At 53.9% G+C, this 19,802-nt stretch carries 16 protein-coding genes; 7 read left to right on the top strand and 9 right to left on the bottom strand.

From position 1 onward, the window contains the following. Window positions 1-35: 35 nt before the first annotated feature. Entirely contained in the window at window positions 36-455 is a 420-nt protein-coding gene (locus tag EX31_RS06525) for a hypothetical protein (protein ID WP_013575411.1), read from the bottom strand. 217 nt (window positions 456-672) lie between these two features. On the opposite strand from EX31_RS06525, the gene rstA reads away from it, so the two are divergent. The 5 genes from rstA to EX31_RS06500 all read left to right on the top strand — a co-directional run bounded on the left by rstA (window position 673) and on the right by EX31_RS06500 (window position 6,217). Further along, window positions 673-1,404: a two-component system response regulator RstA gene (gene rstA, locus EX31_RS06520; RefSeq protein ID WP_013575410.1), complete on the top strand. Its 732-nt coding sequence runs from the start codon at window positions 673-675 to the stop codon at window positions 1,402-1,404. Further along, on the top strand, window positions 1,401-2,744 hold the full coding sequence (gene rstB / locus EX31_RS06515) for a two-component system sensor histidine kinase RstB (protein WP_037033953.1): 1,344 nt from the start codon (window positions 1,401-1,403) through the stop codon (window positions 2,742-2,744). Before rstA ends, rstB begins: the two co-directional genes overlap by 4 nt. Next, on the top strand, window positions 2,728-4,209 hold the full coding sequence (locus tag EX31_RS06510; RefSeq protein WP_037033951.1) for a carboxypeptidase M32: 1,482 nt from the start codon (window positions 2,728-2,730) through the stop codon (window positions 4,207-4,209). The genes rstB and EX31_RS06510 overlap by 17 nt, the downstream gene beginning before the upstream one ends. Before the next feature lie 419 nt (window positions 4,210-4,628). Then, entirely contained in the window at window positions 4,629-4,997 is a 369-nt protein-coding gene (gene asr / locus EX31_RS06505; RefSeq protein ID WP_015697278.1) for an acid resistance repetitive basic protein Asr, read from the top strand. A gap of 338 nt (window positions 4,998-5,335) precedes the next feature. Continuing rightward, complete coding sequence (locus EX31_RS06500) at window positions 5,336-6,217, top strand: trypsin-like serine peptidase (RefSeq protein WP_037033949.1); 882 nt, start codon at window positions 5,336-5,338, stop codon at window positions 6,215-6,217. A gap of 75 nt (window positions 6,218-6,292) precedes the next feature. On the opposite strand, the gene hrpA is transcribed toward EX31_RS06500, so the two are convergent. Beyond that, window positions 6,293-10,168 carry an ATP-dependent RNA helicase HrpA gene (hrpA, locus tag EX31_RS06495; RefSeq protein ID WP_037033948.1) on the bottom strand — a complete coding sequence of 1,292 codons (3,876 nt, stop codon included), beginning with the start codon at window positions 10,166-10,168 and terminating at the stop codon, window positions 6,293-6,295. A gap of 301 nt (window positions 10,169-10,469) precedes the next feature. On the opposite strand from hrpA, the gene EX31_RS06490 reads away from it, so the two are divergent. Beyond that, window positions 10,470-11,087 (top strand): FMN-dependent NADH-azoreductase, encoded by a 618-nt coding sequence (locus tag EX31_RS06490; protein ID WP_013575404.1) that lies wholly within the window; start codon window positions 10,470-10,472, stop codon window positions 11,085-11,087. A gap of 121 nt (window positions 11,088-11,208) precedes the next feature. Here the strand turns inward: EX31_RS06490 and EX31_RS06485 are convergent, their stop codons facing one another. The 3 genes from EX31_RS06485 to EX31_RS06475 are packed head-to-tail and all read right to left on the bottom strand — an operon-like array spanning window position 11,209 to window position 14,488. Beyond that, window positions 11,209-11,514, bottom strand: coding sequence for a YdbL family probable chaperone protein (locus EX31_RS06485; RefSeq protein ID WP_037033947.1), 306 nt, complete (start codon window positions 11,512-11,514; stop codon window positions 11,209-11,211). 56 nt (window positions 11,515-11,570) lie between these two features. Continuing rightward, window positions 11,571-11,765: a YnbE family lipoprotein gene (locus EX31_RS06480; RefSeq protein ID WP_037033946.1), complete on the bottom strand. Its 195-nt coding sequence runs from the start codon at window positions 11,763-11,765 to the stop codon at window positions 11,571-11,573. After that, window positions 11,762-14,488: a YdbH family protein gene (locus tag EX31_RS06475; RefSeq protein ID WP_037033944.1), complete on the bottom strand. Its 2,727-nt coding sequence runs from the start codon at window positions 14,486-14,488 to the stop codon at window positions 11,762-11,764. Before EX31_RS06475 ends, EX31_RS06480 begins: the two co-directional genes overlap by 4 nt. A 242-nt stretch (window positions 14,489-14,730) precedes the next feature. On the opposite strand from EX31_RS06475, the gene EX31_RS06470 reads away from it, so the two are divergent. Next, entirely contained in the window at window positions 14,731-15,717 is a 987-nt protein-coding gene (locus tag EX31_RS06470) for a 2-hydroxyacid dehydrogenase (RefSeq protein WP_013575400.1), read from the top strand. Between the two features lie 76 nt (window positions 15,718-15,793). Here EX31_RS06470 and EX31_RS06465 read toward each other — a convergent pair whose 3' ends face one another. From EX31_RS06465 to EX31_RS06450, 4 genes are read right to left on the bottom strand one after another with little or no spacing between them, the layout of a single operon-like run. Further along, a complete protein-coding gene (locus EX31_RS06465) occupies window positions 15,794-16,723 on the bottom strand; it encodes a metallophosphoesterase (RefSeq protein ID WP_037033942.1) in 930 nt (309 codons plus the stop codon). 20 nt (window positions 16,724-16,743) lie between these two features. After that, window positions 16,744-17,559: a carbohydrate ABC transporter permease gene (locus tag EX31_RS06460; protein ID WP_037033941.1), complete on the bottom strand. Its 816-nt coding sequence runs from the start codon at window positions 17,557-17,559 to the stop codon at window positions 16,744-16,746. Beyond that, window positions 17,556-18,467, bottom strand: a complete 912-nt coding sequence (locus tag EX31_RS06455) for a carbohydrate ABC transporter permease (protein WP_037033939.1) — start codon at window positions 18,465-18,467, stop codon at window positions 17,556-17,558. The genes EX31_RS06460 and EX31_RS06455 overlap by 4 nt, the downstream gene beginning before the upstream one ends. Window positions 18,468-18,483: 16 nt before the next feature. Further along, window positions 18,484-19,764: an ABC transporter substrate-binding protein gene (locus tag EX31_RS06450; RefSeq protein ID WP_037033938.1), complete on the bottom strand. Its 1,281-nt coding sequence runs from the start codon at window positions 19,762-19,764 to the stop codon at window positions 18,484-18,486. Window positions 19,765-19,802 lie beyond the last annotated feature (38 nt).

Below are 19,802 nucleotides of genomic sequence, written 5' to 3'. Positions count from 1 at the left end.
AGAGCGGCCTTTATTTTGAATGCATCATGGAGAAATCAGTGCCGGGGCGGCATCTGCATAATCTGCACTAACAGATGATCATTATTCTGGTTTAATTGCACCAGATGTTTGCATTCTACTTTTATTGCAGTGAGCTGTTCTTCAGTCAGCGAGTACGGCAGATTAATATCAATGCTGTACATATTCTGCTGCTCAGCCAGTTCAATCAGCCGGACAATATTGGTCTCGTCGCTGACCTGGGTGGAAACTACCTGTAAGGCCAGTGCGCGCAACGCTTCCTGCCTGGATTTTTCTTTTTTCGAACGGGATTTCAAAACCATGCCAAAGAACGGCATCACGCCATAAATAGCGTCGACAAAACTCCATTTCTTTTTGCAGGATGCGGACAAGTATTCCATGTAGTCAAAGGATGCTTGTTGACTGCGCGCATCGGGTACCAGGCGGTTTTCATTCATCCCCTCTTCCTCTTCCTGGTCAGGGTCAATCAATTATTTAATCAATGTATAACGCCGAAGATATTCAGCTATATAATGGCATAATTCACTAACACTTTGCCAGTCGCTTCCGGTGCTTTCCGTAACGGAAACTGACATGTTCTATTACGCTAGCACGATAGCGTCGCCCTGCGGGTCACGCTATGCTAATCACCGGATTTCTTAAAGCAGCAAGCCAATGAATAAAATCGTTTTTGTAGAAGATGATGCAGAAGTCGGCAACCTGATTGCCGCCTATCTGGGTAAACACGATATCGACGTGCTGGTTGAACCGCGTGGCGATACCGCGCAGGCGCGTATTGAAAAAGAAAAACCCGATCTGGTTCTGCTCGATATCATGCTGCCGGGCAAAGATGGCATGACATTATGCCGCGATTTACGCCCGATCTTCCCCGGCCCGATTGTGTTGCTCACATCACTCGACAGCGACATGAACCACATTTTATCGCTTGAAATGGGCGCCAGTGATTACATCCTGAAAACAACGCCACCAGCGGTACTTCTGGCCCGTTTGCGGCTGCATTTACGTCAGAGTCCGGCGCAGAATAGCCAAAATGAACAACCGGTTCAGACGCTCAAAAGTGGCAATGCCCTGCATTTCGGTCAGTTGTGCATCGACCCGGTTAACCGCGAAGTGACACTGGTGGATGAAACGATCGTTCTTTCTACCTCCGACTTTGATTTGTTGTGGGAACTGGCAACACACGCCGGGCGCATTATGGATCGCGAAGCGCTGCTGAAAAACCTTCGCGGGGTCAGCTATGACGGGCTGGATCGCAGCATTGATGTCGCGATCTCCCGCCTGCGTCGCAAACTATATGACAACACCCTTGAGCCATTTCGCATCAAAACCGTGCGCAATAAAGGCTATCTGTTTGCTCCCAACGCCTGGGAGACGTTACAGGAATGAAAAAGCTTTTCATCCAGTTCTTTCTGTTACTGCTGGTCTGTTTTCTGGTGATGGCGATGCTGGTCGGACTGGTTTACAAAGTCACCGCTGAACGTACCGGCCGTCAGTCCATGAACGATTTGATGAAAAGTTCGCTCTACCTGATGCGCAGTGAACTGCGGGAAATTCCGATTAAAGACTGGAACAAAACCATCAATACGCTGGATCTGAATCTGTCTTTCAAACTGCATATCGAGCCGCTCGGAAAACGCAAACTCAGCCCTGTGCTGGATCAACGTCTTAAAGACGGCGAAATTATTGCGCTTGATGACGAATACACTTTCATTCAGCGTGTGCCGCGCAGCCATTACGTGCTGGTGGTCGGCCCTATTCCGTACCTGTTTTATATGCATGAAATGCGGCTGCTGGATCTGGGGTTGCTGATCTTCATCGGTTTATCGCTGGCCCTGCCGGTATTCCTGTGGATGCGTCCGCACTGGCAGGATTTGCTGCGGCTGGAAAACTCCGCGCTGCGCCTCGGTAACGGCCATCTCGACGAACGTATTGATTTTGATTCGACCTCCAGCCTTAACCGGCTGGGCGTGGCCTTTAACCAGATGGCAGACAACATCAGTACGCTGGTCGCCAGTAAAAAACTCCTGATCGACGGTATCGCCCATGAGCTGCGTACGCCGCTGGTACGCCTGCGTTACCGGCTGGCGATCAGTGAAAACCTGCCGGAGTCGGAACAAAATGCCATCAACCGCGATATCGGGCAGCTTGAAGCGCTGATCGACGAATTGCTGACTTATGCACGTCTGGACCGTCCGCAGGTGGCGCTTAACCTGGAAAAAGTCAATCTGGCCGAATGGCTGGCAGACAAAGTCGATGATTTCCGGCTGATCACCGAGCGCACCATTCTCTATGACGCGCCGCAAAATGCCGATTTCGGCGGCGTGGATTTACGTCTGATGGAGCGTGTGCTGGACAATCTGGTCAATAACGGTCTGCGCTATTCGCAACAGACATTGCGCGTCAGCCTGTGGTTAGACAGTGAACTCGCCTGCCTGCAGGTTGAAGACGACGGGCCGGGCATCCCGCCGGAAGAACGTACCCGCATCTTTGAGCCCTTTGTTCGCCTTGACCCGAGCCGTGATCGCGCCACCGGCGGCTGCGGGCTGGGGCTGGCAATCGTCCATTCCATCGCCGTCGCTTATCAGGGGCGTATCGCCGTTGACGGCAGCCCGCTCGGCGGTGCCAGTCTGCGTTTCAGCTGGCCGGTAAAACCCACATTCAATCTGGCTGCAGAACAGCCTAATCACGAAAATCAGGAAGGGAGCCACAATGACCATCGCCTATAAAAAATTACACGACACCTTCGCCCGTTTGTCCCGCTTCGGCCATTTATCGGCTATTGCAGGCTGGGATGCCGCGGCCATGATGCCACCGGAAGGCGGACAAGCCCGCTCGGAAGCGCTGGCTGAACTGAGCGTGCTGACGCATCAGATCCTCACGGCGAAACAGGTCGGTGAATGGCTGGAACAGGCCAGCGGCGAACAACTTAATGACGTTGAGCAGGCCAATCTGCGCGAAATGCGCCGTCACTATCAGCAGGCGGCTTTGCTGCCGGAAAGCCTGGTACAGGCAAAATCACTGGCCGGCGCACGTTGCGAGCAGGCGTGGCGTATCCAGCGTAAATCGAACGACTGGGAAGGCTTCTCGGATAACCTGAAAGAAGTGGTTAAACTGAGCCGTCAGGAAGCACAGTTGCGCGCCGAGGCTGCGGGCATCAGCCGTTACGACGCCCTGCTCGATTTATACGAACCGGGCATGACCTCACAGAAGCTGGATGTGCTGTTTGGCGATCTGAAAACCTGGCTGCCGGATCTGTTACAAACCGTGGTGGAAAAGCAAAAATCCGAAACCCGCATTGCGCCACAGGGGCCGTTTGACATCGAAAAACAGCGGCAGCTTGGTCTGAAAGTGATGGGTAAACTGGGGTTTAATTTCGATGCCGGTCGTCTCGATGTCAGCGCGCACCCGTTCTGTGGCGGGGTTCCGCAGGATGTACGTATCACCACACGTTACAATGAAAATGAGTTCCTCAGCGCCATGATGGGGGTTATCCACGAAACCGGTCATGCACGTTACGAGCAAAACCTGCCAAAAGAATGGCTGGGCCAGCCGGTTTCCAACGCCCGTTCGATGGGTGTTCACGAATCACAAAGCCTGCTGTTTGAAATGCAACTGGGTTGCAGCGAGCCGTTCCTGAAATCTGTGTATCCGCTGGTTATCGAGCAATTCGGTCACCGTGAAGGGCTGGATGAAAGCAACTTTATGAAGCTGAACCAGCACGTCCAGCCGGGCCTTATCCGTGTCGACGCCGATGAACTGAGCTATCCGGCCCACGTCATTCTGCGCTATGAAATCGAAAAAGCGCTGATGGAAGGTGAAATAGAAGTTGATAATATTCCGGCCCTGTGGAACAGAAAGATGCAGGAATATCTTGGCATCGACACGGTCGGCAACTACCGCGACGGCTGCATGCAGGATATCCACTGGACCGACGGTGGCTTCGGTTATTTCCCGACATATACCCTCGGCGCGATGTACGCCGCGCAGTTGTTCCAGACGGCTAACAAAGCCATTCCGACGTTGCAGGATGACATTGTCCGCGGCGACCTGACCGCCCTGTTCCAGTGGCTGCAACAGAATATCTGGCAGCACGGCAGCCGGTTCACGACAGATCAGCTGATGAAAAACGCGACAGGCGAAACGCTGAATCCGGCGTTCTTCCGGGCGCATCTTGAAGGGCGATACTTGTAGGTGGAAGGCGTGCATTGTCGATTTTTTTAAAAATAAATCAATAAGTTGAAGTTTGCTTTAAAAGGGAAGTTGCCATTAATACCCCCTCCCCGCCTCCCCCTTCGCAGGGGGAGGAGCAAACACGCGGTCCGCTCCCTCCCCTGCGAAGGGGAGGGCTGGGGTGGGGTTTTAAAGCAAAATCAATACGTTGAAGTTTGCATTAAACGCAAACACGCGATCCACTGCCCCGTAGCAACCCCATCGCTATATCCTCCAATTTCACCGTAATTCCCTGATTTTATTACGCCCCCCTCCTTTGTACATTCCGTTACACGCCGAAACCAATCACTCACGGACAACCAGATCCAACACGCCTAGTATTCTTCATACCGGCCCCGCAGTGGGGTGGACACTTAAACAAAAATTCTGAGGAATTAAAGATGAAAAAAGTATTAGCTCTGGTTGTAGCCGCTGCAATGGGTCTGTCTTCTGTCGCTTTCGCTGCTGAAACTACTGCAACTCCGGCGCCAGCTGCTGCTGCAACTACCGCTGCTCCAGCACCTGCTGCCAAGCATGTGACTAAGCACAAAACTCACAAGAAAGTAGCTCAGAAAGCGCAGGCTGCTAAAAAACACGTGAAACACGCTAAGAAAGCTGCTCCAGTAGCTCAGAAAGCGCAGGCTGCTAAAAAACACGTGAAACATGCTAAGAAAGCTGCACCAGTAGCTCAGAAAGCCCAGGCTGCTAAAAAACACGTGAAACACGCTAAAAAAGCTGCACCAGCTGCAAAAGCAACTCCAGCAGCATAAGTAGTCAGTAAAAGTCTTTGTGAGCGTATCTACTCACCATTATCAAGGCTGATGATTTAACACCCGGTTCGCCGGGTGTTTTTTTCTCCGGTTTTCTATCTTGAGGTACTGATGGAAGATGCTGCGCCGCTACCTGTTCGAAATCACCCTGTGTTCCCTGATCCTTTGCGGTCTGATCACCCTGTTCTTCTACTTCTGAGATACCCCGCGATGACGCCCGTCATCGGCTCAAAAGGCTGAGTTACCAGACAAATATATCCACCACGAAACATAACCGTCTATAATCGTTCCATAATTACGGCTTCCCGGGTTCTCCCTGTTTTCAAGGTCAGAATGTTATGCGCATCGCGTTACCGCTGTTTTTGTGCTTTTTCTGTTTTACCGCCAGTGCCCTTGTACATGCAGGCTCTCCTGATGATGCAGATTCCGACACACCTTCCATCAGCATGAAAGAAAAAACGGCCCTTTTCTTTGGTCACGATCAGCGCACACCTGTGGCTGCGGCGGCGCACTGGCCATGGCAGGCCATCGGGCAGATTGAAACCGAGAGCGGCAATTTATGCACCGCGACGCTCATTTCTAAACATCTTGTCCTCACGGCGGGCCATTGTGTGCTGGCGCCTCCGGGCAAAATAGACAAAGTCGTGGCGCTGAGATTCATTTCTCATGATCAGAAATGGCGATATCAGATCACCGCATTACAAACGCTGGTGGATCCGAAATTGGGCAAGAAACTGAAAGCGGATGGCGATGGCTGGATTGTTCCGCCTAAAGCGGCACCGTTTGATTTCGCACTGGTTCGCCTGACAGATGAAAAGCTGGCATTGCCGATCAAACCCCTGCCATTGTGGGAAGGCTCCCGTGACAACCTGACCGCTCTGCTGAAACAGGAAGGCAGGAAAGTGACCCAGGCCGGATACCCGGAAGATCATCTGGATGATTTGTATGTACACCAGGATTGTCTGATCACCGGATGGGCGCAACCGGGTGTGTTATCGCATCGCTGCGATACTTTGCCGGGCGACAGCGGCTCACCGCTACTGCTGAAAAATGCCGATGGCTGGTCGCTGGTCGCGATTCAAAGTTCCGCGCCAGCGGCACAAGACCGTTATCTGGCCGATAACCGTGCGCTGGCCGTTCCGGCCATCCGCGATGCCCTGAATACGCTGTCTTCCGGCGTGATCAGCGCCAGCACGCCGGTAACGACGCCCGCTCAGTAGCCGTAAGCATCAGCATTTCAGAGCATAAAAAAACCGCCTTCGTGTATCAGGCGGTTTTTTAGTTTTGAGAACCGGTTAAACCAGTTGCTCCATGGTCTGCAAAATCCGTTTATCCGAAATCGGATACGGCGTGCCCAGTTGCTGAGCGAAATAGCTGACGCGCAGTTCTTCAATCATCCAGCGTATTTCTTTCACCTCATCGCTTTGCTGACGCACCGGCGGCAGTTTGTTGAACCACTGCTGCCATTGCTGCCGGATGTTTTCCACTTTCAGCATCTGCGCGCGGTCGCGGTGCGGATCCATCGCCAGCTTGTCCATCCGGCGTTCAATGGCCTGCAAATAGCGCAGCGTATCCGGCAGACGTTTCCAGCCATTTTGCGTCACGAAACCGCGATAAATCAGGCCGGACATCTGGGTTTTGATATCTGAAAGCGCCAGCGCCATGTTGATATCAATCCGTCCTTTCAGCCGTTTATTGATGCTGAAAACGGTCGTCAGAATTTGCTCCACCTGAATCGCAATCTGCACCACCGTATCATTCAGGTTGGCGCGCACGTGCTCATGCAGTTTCGCGAAATCTTCTTCACGCCACACCAGCCCGCCGGACTCCGCAATCAGTTTGTCGATGCCGCAGGAAATGCAGTCGTCAATCAGATCCAGTACTTTGCCATACGGGTTAAAATACAGCCCCAGCTTGGCTTTGTTCGGCAACTTCTCATGCAGGTATTTGACCGGTGAAGGAATGTTCAGCAGCAGCAGGCGCCGCATCCCGCTGAGCATTGCCTGTTGCTGTTCCAGTTCACTGTCAAACAGGCGGATCGCTACGCTGTCTTTCTCATCCACAATCGCCGGATAAGCTTTTACTTCATAGCCGCCGCGCTTTTGTTCATAGCGTTCCGGTAAGGTACCAAAGCTCCAGACATGCAGATCGCGTTGTTCGATACCGTCATCAGCCACCGCAGAAAGCGTTTGCTGAACCTGCTCTTTCAGGCCAGATTTCAGCGCGGCCAGGTCTTTGCCCTCGCGCAGCGTTTTGTTTTTATCATCGACAATGCGGAACGTCATTTTGAGATGATCGGGCACCTGATCCCACTGCCAGTCTTCGCGTGACACCGTCACGCCACTCATCTTCCGCAGTTCCTTTTCCATCGCATCCAGCAACGGCATCTCGAACGGTTTGATGCGCCCGAGCAAGGCATCCGCGTAATTTGGCGCAGGCACAAAATTGCGGCGAACGGGTTTTGGCAGCGATTTAATCAGCGCCATGATCAGATCACGACGAATGCCCGGGATCTGCCAGTCAAAACCTTCTTCACTCACCTGATTGAGCAGCGGTAAAGGAATATGTACCGTTACGCCGTCAGCATCGGTACCCGGCTCAAACTGATAGGTCACGCGCAGTTTGAGATTGCCCTGATGCCAGAAGTTCGGGTAATCGTGAGCGCTGATATTGCCCGCGCCCTCTTTGATCAGCATGCTTTTTTCAAAGTTCAGGCTGTCCTGTGGCTGCGTTTTCCACCAGGTATCAAAATGACGCGCCGACACCACTTCCTGCCCGATGCGTTGTTCGTAGAACAGGAACAGGGTTTCGTCATCGACCAGAATATCGCGGCGACGGGATTTGTGTTCCAGCTCTTCCACTTCAGTGCGCAGACGCAGGTTAGCGCGGAAGAACGCATGACGGGTCTGCCAGTCGCCTTCCACCAGCGCATGACGGATAAACAGTTCCCGTGACACGACCGGATCAATCGTGCCGTAATTCACCCTGCGTGCCGCCACAATCGGCAGGCCGTACAGCGTGACTTTTTCCGTCGCCATCACCGCGCCCTGGGCTTTTTCCCAGTGCGGCTCGCTGTAACTGCTTTTCGCCAGATGCTGGGCCAGCGGCTCGATCCATTCTGGTTCGATACGCGCGGCAATACGCCCCCACAGGCGGCTGGTTTCCACCAGTTCGGCGACCATCACCCATTTCGGCGGTTTTTTGAATAATCCGGAGCCAGGGAACACCGCAAAACGGGCATTGCGTGCACCGGTATATTCCTGCTTATCCGCATCTTTCTGGCCGATATGCGACAGCAAACCGGTCAGCAATGCGCAATGAACTTCGCGGTATTCAGCCGGCAGGCTGTTCACCGGCAGCCCCAGTTCTTTCACTACCTGACGCAACTGGGTGTAAATGTCCTGCCACTCGCGCACGCGCAAATAGTTGAGGAAATCGCTGCGACACAATTTGCGGAACTGTGCAGAAGACAGCGCTTTCTGTTGCACCTGCAGGTGATCCCACAGGTTTACGAATGCCAGGAAATCAGAGTCTTTGTCGGCAAAGCGACGATGTTTTTCATCGGACGCCTGCTGTTTGTCCATCGGACGCTCACGCGGATCCTGAATCGACAGCGCGGCGGTAATGATCATCACTTCACGTACGCAGCCGTTTTTCTGTGCTTCCAGCACCATGCGCGCCAGACGCGGATCCACCGGCAACTGCGCCAACTGACGACCGAGCGGTGTCAGCGTATAGCGGCCATCGACGGCGTTATTAATGGCGTTCAGCTCTTCCAGCAGACGGACGCCATCCTGAATATTGCGTTTGTCCGGTGCCTCAACAAACGGGAATGCAGCGATATCACCCAGCCCCAGCGAGGTCATTTGTAAAATGACGGAAGCCAGATTGGTGCGCAGAATTTCAGGGTCGGTAAATTCCGGGCGCGAGAGGAAATCCTGCTCCGAATACAGGCGGATACAGATACCTTCGGAAACACGTCCGCAGCGGCCTTTACGCTGGTTAGCCGACGCCTGCGAAACCGGTTCGATCGGCAGGCGCTGCACTTTGGTGCGGAAACTGTAGCGGCTGATACGCGCGGTGCCGGGATCAATGACATATTTGATACCCGGCACGGTCAGCGAGGTTTCGGCGACATTGGTCGCCAGCACGATACGGCGACCGGAGTGCGACTGGAATACGCGGTTCTGCTCGCTGTTCGACAGCCGCGCATACAGCGGCAAAATCTCGGTGTGAGGCAAATCCAGACGGTTCAGCGCATCGGCGGTATCACGAATTTCACGCTCACCGCTCATGAAGATCAAAATGTCGCCCATGCTTTCGCGACCGAGCTCATCGACCGCATCGAAAATCGCCTGCAACTGGTCACGATCCACATCATCTGCGTCATCCACAATCGGGCGATAACGCACGTCAACCGGATACGTCCGGCCGGAAACTTCAATGATCGGCGCATGATTAAAATGACGCGAGAACCGCTGCGGATCGATAGTTGCCGAGGTAATAATGACTTTCAGATCGGGGCGTTTTGGCAGCAACTGACGCAGGTAACCGAGGATAAAGTCGATATTCAGGCTGCGTTCATGCGCTTCATCGATGATCAGCGTGTCGTACTGCATCAGCATGCGATCCTGCTGGATCTCCGCCAGCAGAATACCGTCGGTCATCAGCTTAACGAGGGTGTTTTCACTGACCTGATCGTTAAAACGAACTTTATAACCGACAGTGTTACCCAGCGTGGTATCCAGCTCATCGGCAATACGGTTGGCCACAGTACGCGCCGCCAGACGTCGCGGCTGGGTATGACCAATCACGCCTTTAATCCCGCGACCGAGTTCCATACAGATTTTCGGGATCTGCGTGGTTTTACCGGAGCCGGTCTCACCTGCGACAATCACTACCTGGTGATCGCGGATAGCGTTATAGATGTCTTCTTTCTTCTGGCTGACCGGCAGGTTTTCCGGATAGCTGATTTTTGGCCGTGAGGCTTCACGGGCGCTGACTTTTTTCAGGCTCTCGTTGATGGCGGTCTGGATTTCAGCACTTAACGCGTCGAGTGCTTCGGGTTTATCAATCTTTCTGGCACCCTGCAAACGGCGTTGCAGGCGTTGCCGGTCACGTAGCATCAGCCCGTCTAACTGCGCTGATAATGCCGCGAGCGGTGATTTCACGTTCACAATTCCTTGTTGCATGTCAGCCGGAGAGCAAAACGTCTGCGCCAGCTGAATCTGAATGGGTGATGAGGAAGGTTTAAGCCTTGCCTGCTTGTGTCTATGTTAACACAAGGTATTGAACATGCTGAAAACGGGTGATGACGCCACAGGATTAAAGTTGTTCAAAAAAATCGATGATAGGTCTCTAAATATTGCGCTATCACTGAATAAGCTTTGTGAATAAAGTAAGTTCCATTCGGGGGACGTTCTGGTTATAAAAAACCATTCCCTATGTATCACACAGTTAAGGAACTCACTAATGAGCAAAGTACTCGTTCTGAAATCAAGCATTCTGGCTAACTTCTCTCAGTCAAATCAACTGGCCGATTACCTGATTGCACAGTATCAGTCTGCAAACAGCGGTTCTGCCGTGACAGTTCGTGACCTGGCGGCTAACCCAGTCCCTGTATTAGATGGCGAACTGGTTGGCGCACTGCGTCCTTCCGATGCACCGCTGACGCCACGTCAGGAAGAAGCACTGGCGCTGTCTAACACCCTGATTGACGAACTGCAGGCGCATGACGTGATTGTTATCGCTGCACCCATGTACAACTTCAACATCCCGACTCAGCTGAAAACGTATTTCGACCTGGTTGCCCGTGCTGGCGTGACGTTCAAATACACCGAGAAAGGCCCTGAAGGCCTGGTGAAAGGCAAACGCGTTATCGTTCTGACCAGCCGTGGTGGTATTCATAAAGACACCCCAAGCGACCTGGTAGCACCATACCTGTCTCTGTTCCTGGGCTTCCTGGGGATGAGCGACGTAGAATTCGTTTACGCGGAAGGTATTGCTTACGGTCCTGAAGTGGCGACCAAAGCACAGACTGATGCGAAAGCAGCAATCGATGCCGCCATCAAAGAACTGGCTGCTGCATAATTATCGTTATCACAATCTGAGCACCCATTCACTTAAGAATCTGTCCGTTCCGCTCAGATGATGTTGTGATAAAGCTATTGCGCGCTGAAAGGCGCGCTTTTTTTTGCCTGCGATCCTCTGCTTACTTCTGCAACCATTTACCGTTGATGCCCCGCACATATTCGCCCTTTCCGGCACGGGCGACCAGTTTTTGCCCGGCCAGTCTGGCGACATCGTCGGTACTGACGTTATTGTCCTGCGCCACCTGTGCGTATTGCTGCTGACGGGCATCATTGATTTTTGACACCAGCGCGACGCTCTCCGCATCCTGTTTCAGCGGTGCCAGATAGCCGGACAGCGTTTCACCCACGCGCCCCTGCTGTTTGGCTTCATTGAGCGTTAACGCGAACGCCTGACTGCAAAACAGTAAACCACCCGTCAGTAACATCAGGCTGATTCTCCTGATGCTGTTTTTATTGAAAAATATCGCGGACATAGTGGCCCCTAGAATAAATTGCTTTGATTCTTCAACAGATTTTCCACGTCTTTATCCACTTTGATATGGATCTCGTGTTCGATTTTCACGTTCATGTTGATGGTGATCGGCTCTTTCGGCGCGGCCAGTTCGATACGCGGCACGCAACCGCTGAGCATCATTACGCAAAGCGCCACGCCCGGGCCGACAACTCGCAATTTCATTGTTCCTTCCTCACTGTTGGATCCTTTTTCTGTCCCGCCGCAGACGGATTTTTTGACAGCGCATCAGCAGGCAAAGACATCTGCTGTTGCAGCCATTCCTGAAGATTGTCGCCAAAACGCAAACTGCGCCAAAGCTGATAGATATTTTCCTCATGGGAATAATTGAGGACGATTTCACGTTTTTCTTTGTCGCCACCGTGCGTCGTGTCGGTGTAATTCACACCGTCAACTTTAGCCCTCATGGTCAGCACACCAAGATTATCCAGACTGACCTGCGCATCGGAACGGCTGATTTCCAGATAGCGCAGCAGGCCAATGACCATATTGTTGGCGAAATTGCCGCTGGCCATTGCATCGGCAAATTGCGGGTCGAGGCGCAGCGTCAGGCTGCCATCGTTTCTGATCCAACCGTTATGGATGATCCACTGCGGATTTTCCACATACAGCGGCAACTCACCATAAATCACACCGGACATCGCCAGTTGCTTGGGTTTCAGCGCCGTAAACAGTTCGCTGAGATTGATCTTTTCCAGCTTCAGCACGGCCGCATCATGCTGCGGCATACGCAGCGCAGACAAGCTGAGATGACCACGCAATATATCGACACCGAGATTGCTCAGGGTCAGTGGCGTTTGTTCACTCCACGGATAATGTCCCTGTAAATCGGCCGTCACGTTCTGCATTTTGACCAGATTGTTCACTTCGCCGATACGCAGCGTCACCGGCTTTTTCACGCCGAGCTGCCAGACCTGATCCTGAAGGCGATACGGCAGGCTGAAATCCAGCCCGCTCAGGTCGCCGTCTTGCATCCAGAAGCCCCCGTTTTTCACCACCCAGTGCCCCCCCGCGACAAATCCCTGCCCGCGCGCGGCCGAAAATGCCGACTGCGCGTAGAAGGTGCCTTCACGTAATTTGATGTTCAGATCCGGCGTGAGAAGCGGCTGGAACGCGGTCAGTTGCTGTTTCGGCCACCAGCCTTCCCCGCGCAGACGTTCGCCATCCCAGCGCCCGTTGAGCCGGATCGGGCCGATCGGTTTGGCATCCAGCATCCCGCGCATGATGAAACTGTCCGGGCTGCCACCGCTGAGCTGTAACGTCAGCGTGGCGGGAGGCAGATAGCCGCCGTTCGCCAGCGAAATCTTCTTCGCCACCAGTTTGATGTCCCCTTTAAACGCAGTTGGCTCATCAGGATACTGCGGTTTGAAGCGGGCGGATGGCGGACGTTTCCAGATCAAAGGGTGTTCGAGCGTAAGGCGCGGCGCATCGACATCTGCCAGCCCGTAATGCAGGCGGTCAAAGCCCGTCGAGAGCGAATTAATGCTGATCAGATTGTCGTGCCACTGCCCTTTGCCAGACATGTCCCAGCGGCCGTTCAGTGGCGGCAAATGCCCGTTGCCCCAGTAATTGAAATTCCACAGTCCAATGTCCGGCCAGAACGCCAGCGATTTCCCGCTGAGATGCAAATCAAACGCGCCCCAGAAACTGTGACGTGCTTTGAGGATCGCTTGCAACGGCCCGCTCACGCCCTCTGCGGAGACTTTGACCCCCGCCAGTGGCCAGCGCGCATCGCTGATGGTCAGTTCCGGCGTCGGCTTACCCCACGCCCGTAACAGCGAACCGCTGCGCAATGAAAGCGTCGGGTTAAGCACCGAGCCGCTGAGCTGACCGGGCAATGACGCACTCAGAGACGTGGTCTGTAAATTTGCCTGACCGGTCAGGCGGAAACCTAAATCGCTGTCGAGTAAACCAATGCGTCCCGGCCCGAGCGTCAGCACCACGTTGGCCTTGCCGTTGTGGCCCTGCGTCAGCACATTCAGCCTTGCGGTAATGTGGGTCTGATCAAACGCCGGTGACCAGTCGCTGAGGGTCAGATTTACGCCCCCTGCCAGGGGTTGTGTGGCATAAGGCCAGCGCCATTGTCCCTGCGTGATCTGTAATTCGTTATTGTTGAGTTTCCATGGCAGCATCGCCAGAGGCTGATCACTGCCCTTTTCGGTCAGCGTCAGAATACCGTCGGTTGCCTGCCAGCTCAGCGTAATGTCAAGCGGCTGAGGCACCTGCGCCGTTTGCATTTCGGCGTGCAGTTCGCCGGATTCAGGCAGATGATCGAGATTCGCTGGCAGCAGCAGTTTACCGCTGAGCGTCACCGGCTGCGTACTGCCCGGCGGCGTCAGACTGAATGAACGGATGGCAAGCTGACGATTACCGTCAAGCACGGCGTCAAGTTTCAGGGCATCGCCATTCACAGAAAGATGTTGTACGCCGTCCAGATTACTGAGCTGCACACTGGCAGCGTAATGCTGCCACGGCGTCACAGAAAGCTGGCCGATACTGACGTCACCGGCAGGCAGGAGTTGCTGTATCTCTGCGAGGGAAAGCGTTGACTGACTTTCGCTTTTGGGCAGTTTTGCCAGACAGGCGGTATCGACCGTCAGCGCATCAAGCTTCAGCGCCCATTGGCCGGTGTTATGACTGAGGCGGGCATTTCGTGCCGTCGCGAGCGTGCAGTCCCCGGCCTGATAGCGCACGCCCGGCAGTTGCAGGACGCCGTGCGACCAGTGCGGAGAACCACTCAGCACCAGTTGGGTTCCGCCCGGCAACCAGTGGCTGGCAACAACGGGCAACCAGCGCGGCACGGTTTTCCATAACACCCACAACAGCAGCGTAATAATCACCACTATACTCAGGAGTATCTGCGCGCTTTTCTTCAGTCCGTTCCTCATGACTTGCCTTGTCTTATGCTTCACTAAATGATCTAAACGCCCGCAAGATATCATAATTAGCGTAACAACTGATGACAGGAATGCCAGAGCACCTGAATCAAATAGCACAGGATAAATTGTCTGCCTTCCTGCGCTCTGCTAGTTTGATGGCATATTGCGAATTGTTTCTGAAACTGTTTATTCCTTATAAAACATGCGGAAGCCGTTTCGCCAGAGATTCAAACTCACTGCGGAGAAACACCATGAAAGTGGCTGTCTACAGTACTAAAAATTACGACCGGAAATATCTGGAACTGGTCAACGCGCATTATGGCTATGAACTGGAATTTTTCGACTTTCTGCTGACCCCGCAAACAGCGAAAACGGCGGTAGGTGCCGATGCAGTCTGCCTTTTCGTGAATGACGATGGCGGCCGCGAAGTGCTGCAGGAACTGGCCTCTCTGGGCATTAAAACGCTGGCACTGCGTTGTGCGGGCTTTAACAATGTCGATTTAGATGCCGCAAAAGAACTGGGAATTTCGGTGGTGCGCGTACCGGCTTATTCGCCGGAAGCGGTGGCTGAGCATGCAGTGGGAATGATGATGTGTCTTAACCGCCACATCCATCGCGCTTATCAACGCACGCGTGAAGCCAACTTCTCGCTGGAAGGTCTGATCGGTTTTAACATGTATCAGCGCACCGCCGGTATTATCGGTACGGGTAAAATTGGCGTGGCGACGATGCGGATCCTGAAAGGTTTCGGCATGCGCATTCTGGCGTTTGATCCGTATCCCAGCCCGCTGGCCCTCGAACTCGGCGCGGAGTATGTCGACCTGGATACGCTGTATGCCGAATCCGATGTCATTTCGCTGCACTGCCCGCTGACACCGGAAAATCATCATCTGCTTAATGCAGAAGCCTTCTCCAAAATGAAAGACGGTGTGATGATCGTCAACACCAGTCGTGGCGGATTACTGGATGCCACTGCCGCTATCGATGCCCTCAAAAAACAAAAAATCGGCGCACTGGGCATGGACGTTTACGAGAATGAACGCGATTTATTCTTCGAAGACAATTCTAACGAAGTGATCCTTGATGACGTCTTCCGTCGTCTGTCGTCCTGCCACAACGTGCTGTTCACCGGCCATCAGGCCTTCCTGACCAGCGACGCACTGACCAGCATTTCAGAAACGACGCTGTTGAATATTGATCAGCTGTCGAAAGGTGTGGTCTGCCCGAACCTGCTTTAATCACGTAATCAGCATCATCATTATAAGGCTCACTCCGGTGAGCCTTTTTACTTTCTGCATCTGCGCTGCAACACACTCAGCGGCTCAACACGCGGCTGATTTCCGGGCCGTAGCCGGTGAGGGTCAGGACATCATCAGCCAGCGTGACCGAGGAAAATGGCAGGCTGCTTTCGCCGTCGACCATACCTTTCAGCGTAATAAAATCAGTATTGTCTACACGGTCATAACCGCCACGGTGATCGTGACCGGCGAAATAGGCGCGAACGTCGTACCGGCACAGCAATTCCACCAGCGTTTCACAATTCCACAGGTTGTGGCTGTTAACCGGTGTCAGCGGATAATGGCCGAAAACCAGTACCACCTCGCGCTGCTCACGCGCCTCAAGCAGGTTTTTCTCAATCCATTCAAGCTGTTTCGGCCCGACCGCACCGTTCCAGGGCTGTGCCTGCGACTGCTGACATTCTGTCAGTTCTTCCAGCATATATTCTGCTAACTGGCGGTCATCGGCATTGGCGTGGTTGCAATACAAACTGACGTCGTTACCGTCGATGACCAGAAAACGATAGCCCGGCAAACTGAACGAATAATAACTTTTCGGTAAAGCGATGGCCGGTTTCTGCGCCCCGAGATGCTCGGAAATCACCTGCGCGTCGTGGTTGCCGATCACCGCCGCATGCGGGTGGCGCAGCGCCTCATAACGGGCAAGAACGGCCTGAAAACTGCTCCAGTCGCGGTCCACCAGATCACCCAGCGTGACCACAAAATCGAGTTTGAGATCATTAAGCTCATTGATGGCGGTGGCCAGTTTATTCAGGCTGTTGCGGTAATAACGGATTTTTTGGGGTTCGGCATCCGCATACTGCGGGTCGGCAATCAGCCCGAAGCGCAGCCGTGTGCCAGTGACCAGCGCATCGTGAACGTCCGGCAACTGATAAAATGCACTCACGTTGCCCAGCGCCAGCGCCTGCCGTTCGGATATCAAAGGGGATAAAGTGGTGACGGCCATAACATTCTCCTGTCGGGTTCTTAACGGATCCCTGCCCGCATAAAGGATTGAACAAACTGACGCTGAAATATCAGAAATAACACCAGCAGTGGCAACACGGTCATCAGGGTGGCGGCACTGATCAGCGCCCATTGCACGCCCTGCTCCGGCGCGGAAAACAACTGCAGTCCGACCGTCACCGGCCGCACTTTGACGGAATCGGTGATCACTAACGGCCAGAGAAAATCGTTCCAGTGGAAGCTGATAGAAACCAGTGCAAAAGCGACATAAATCGGTTTCGCCAGCGGGATATAGATTTTGCGCAGGATATAAAACCGGCTGGCGCCTTCCACAATGGCGGCTTCTTCCAGCACCAGCGGAATACTTTTAAACGTCTGGCGCAGCAGGAAAATGGCAAACGCCGAGGCAAAATACGGCAGCGCGATGCCCGCCAGCGTGTCACGCAACCCGAGCGCGCCAATGGTTTTGTAGTTGTTCAGGATCAGCACATCGGGGCTTATCATCAGTTGCAGCAAAATCAGTGCGAAGATAAATCCGGCACCTTTCAGTTTAAACCGCACCAGCGCGTAAGCCGCCAGCGTCGCCAGAATCAGCTGGCACACCACAATCATCATCACCAGCAAAGTAGTGTTCATGAAGTAGCGCGCGAAAGGTGCCGCCTGCCAGGCGTTGATGAAATTTTGAAAAGTCAGCGGCGCAAACAGCGAAAAACTGCCCTGCACTGACGCCGGATGAATCGCCACCCAGACCGCGACCAGCACCGGTAAAAACCACAGTAACGCCGCCAGCCAGATGGCGAGATTCAGGATCAGGCGGCTGAAAGAAAACGATTTCACTGATAATGCGCCCTTTTATCCAGCAGGTTGAATTTAATCAGCGCGATGACGGCGAGGATCACCAGTAACACGACGGTCATTGCCGACGCAGCCGGTAAATCCCAGTAACTGAACGCCGTGCGGTAGATGTAAAACAGCAGCAGACTGGTGCTGTTATTCGGCCCGCCGTTGGTCATCGCAATCACCTGATCGACAATCCTGAATGCATTCATCGAGGCGTTGATCAGCACGAATAATGTGGTTGGCATCAGCAGCGGCCACTGTACCCGGCGGAAGAAATAGCGCCGTGATGCCCCTTCGATTTCTGCCGCTTCGGCCAGCCGCGGGTCGATTTGCTGTAATGCGGCAAGGTAGAAAATCATGAAGAACCCGGCCTCGCGCCAGACTGAAACTGCCATCAGGCTGTAGAGTGCCGTGCCCGGTTCACCCAGCCAGTTGACCGCAGGTAGCGAAAAGAGCGCCAGCATTTTGTTGAGCAAACCGAGTTGCGGCGTATAGAAAAATAGCCACAGATTGGCAATCGCCACCATCGGCAGCAGCGAAGGAATAAAGAAAGCGGCGCGGGTCAGCGCATTGCCGCGCAGACGGCGGTTGACCGCCAGCGCCATCAGCAGCGCAAGGGCAACCGACAGCGGGATGGTGATAAGGGCGTAGAGCAGATTGTTGCGTAACGACAACATAAACACGTCGTCGTCCAGCAGCGCACGGTAGTTATCCAGCCCGACAAACTGCGGCGGATGCCCGCTGCGGGCAGCGCTGAACAGACTTTCCCACACCGTTGCCAGCGCCGGATAGTGGGTAAACAGCAGCAGAAAGCCCAGCGCGGGCAGCAGCAACAGATAGCCGTAAAGTTGTAATGACAACCCGCGTGTGCGGGTGGCCGGAAGAACTGCGTGAAATGTGCTCATGCTGTTCCTTTCGCGCTTACTGATACGGTTTCAGCAGGCGGTCAGCCTGTTTCTGCGCCGAACTCAGCGCGTCTGCCGGCGTTTTTGCCTGTGTGACCGCCGCTTCAATCGCGTGGTTCATCAGTTCCTGAATTTGCACGCTGTTATAGGTCGAGAGTTCCGGCTGCGAATATTTCAGTTGTTCGCGGGCCACCAGCGCCTGCGGAACCTGTTTCACATAATCCTGCATGACCGGGGTTTCCCACGCAGCAGGCGATGTCGCGACATAACCGGTGGCGATACTCCAGCGCGCCGCCTGTTCAGGGGCAGAAACCCAGCGGATAAATTCCAGTGCCGCTTTCTGTTGTTCCGGCGTGGTGTTTTTGAAGACGTAAAGATTACCGCCGCCGGTCGGGCTGCCACGCTGCGTTTTCTCCGGCAGCATCGCCACACCAAACGGGAATTTCGCGTTCTCACGCACGGTCGTCAGGTTGCCGGTCGTCGTGACCATCATCGCCGTTTTGCCGTCGATAAAGTCCTGCGGTGTGGTGCCCCAGGCGATGGTGCCCTTCGGTGACACCGCTTCTTTCTGCGACAGATCGGTCAGCCATTGCAGGGCTTCCACATTGGCGGGTGTGTCAAATGTCACTGCCGTGCCTTTGCCATTATCCAGATGGCTGCCGTTGGTGGCCGCAATCCCCTGGAAATTCCAGTAACCGTTCGGCGTGGACGGGATTTCAATGCCCCACTGCTTCACTTCAGAACCGTCACGCACCACCAGTTTTTTGCCGAAATCGACCACCTGCTGCCAGCTGGCAGGCGGCGTGTCGCCATTCAGACCCGCCTTCTCAAACGCCTGTTTGTTCCAGTACAACACCACCGTCGAACGCTGAAACGGAATGCTCCAGACTTTGCCCTGAATGTGGCGGATAAAGGCCGGATAGAAGCCGTCGATCCATTTTTTACCGTCTGCGTCATTCGCCAGATCGCTGACCGGCAAAATCGCGCCCGCGTCGATCAGGGAATACGCTTCAATATCGCCGATCACCGCAATTTGCGGGGCATTGCCGCCACGAAACGCCGTCAGCGCTTTGGTGACGGTGGTGGCGTAATCACCGGTATAAACGGGCTGAATGCTGATATCAGGATGTGTTTTCTGGAAATCTTCCACCAGCGTATCCACCGTATGACTGATTTTCCCGCCGACAGCAATCGGGTAATACATTTGTAATTTCACCGGATCTGCCGCAAAAGCAGAGGTGCAGGAGATGAGCAGAACGGCGGTAGCGAGACGTGAAAAACGGTGAACAGGTGACATAGTTTTCCCTTCGGCAATAGGCGTTGTATGAGTCAATA

This window comes from Rahnella sp. WP5 (genome assembly GCF_000745615.1).
Taxonomy (GTDB): domain Bacteria; phylum Pseudomonadota; class Gammaproteobacteria; order Enterobacterales; family Enterobacteriaceae; genus Rahnella; species Rahnella aceris.
Note: the sequence above shows the minus strand (reverse complement) of the source record. Positions and strands in the feature narration are given on the sequence as shown.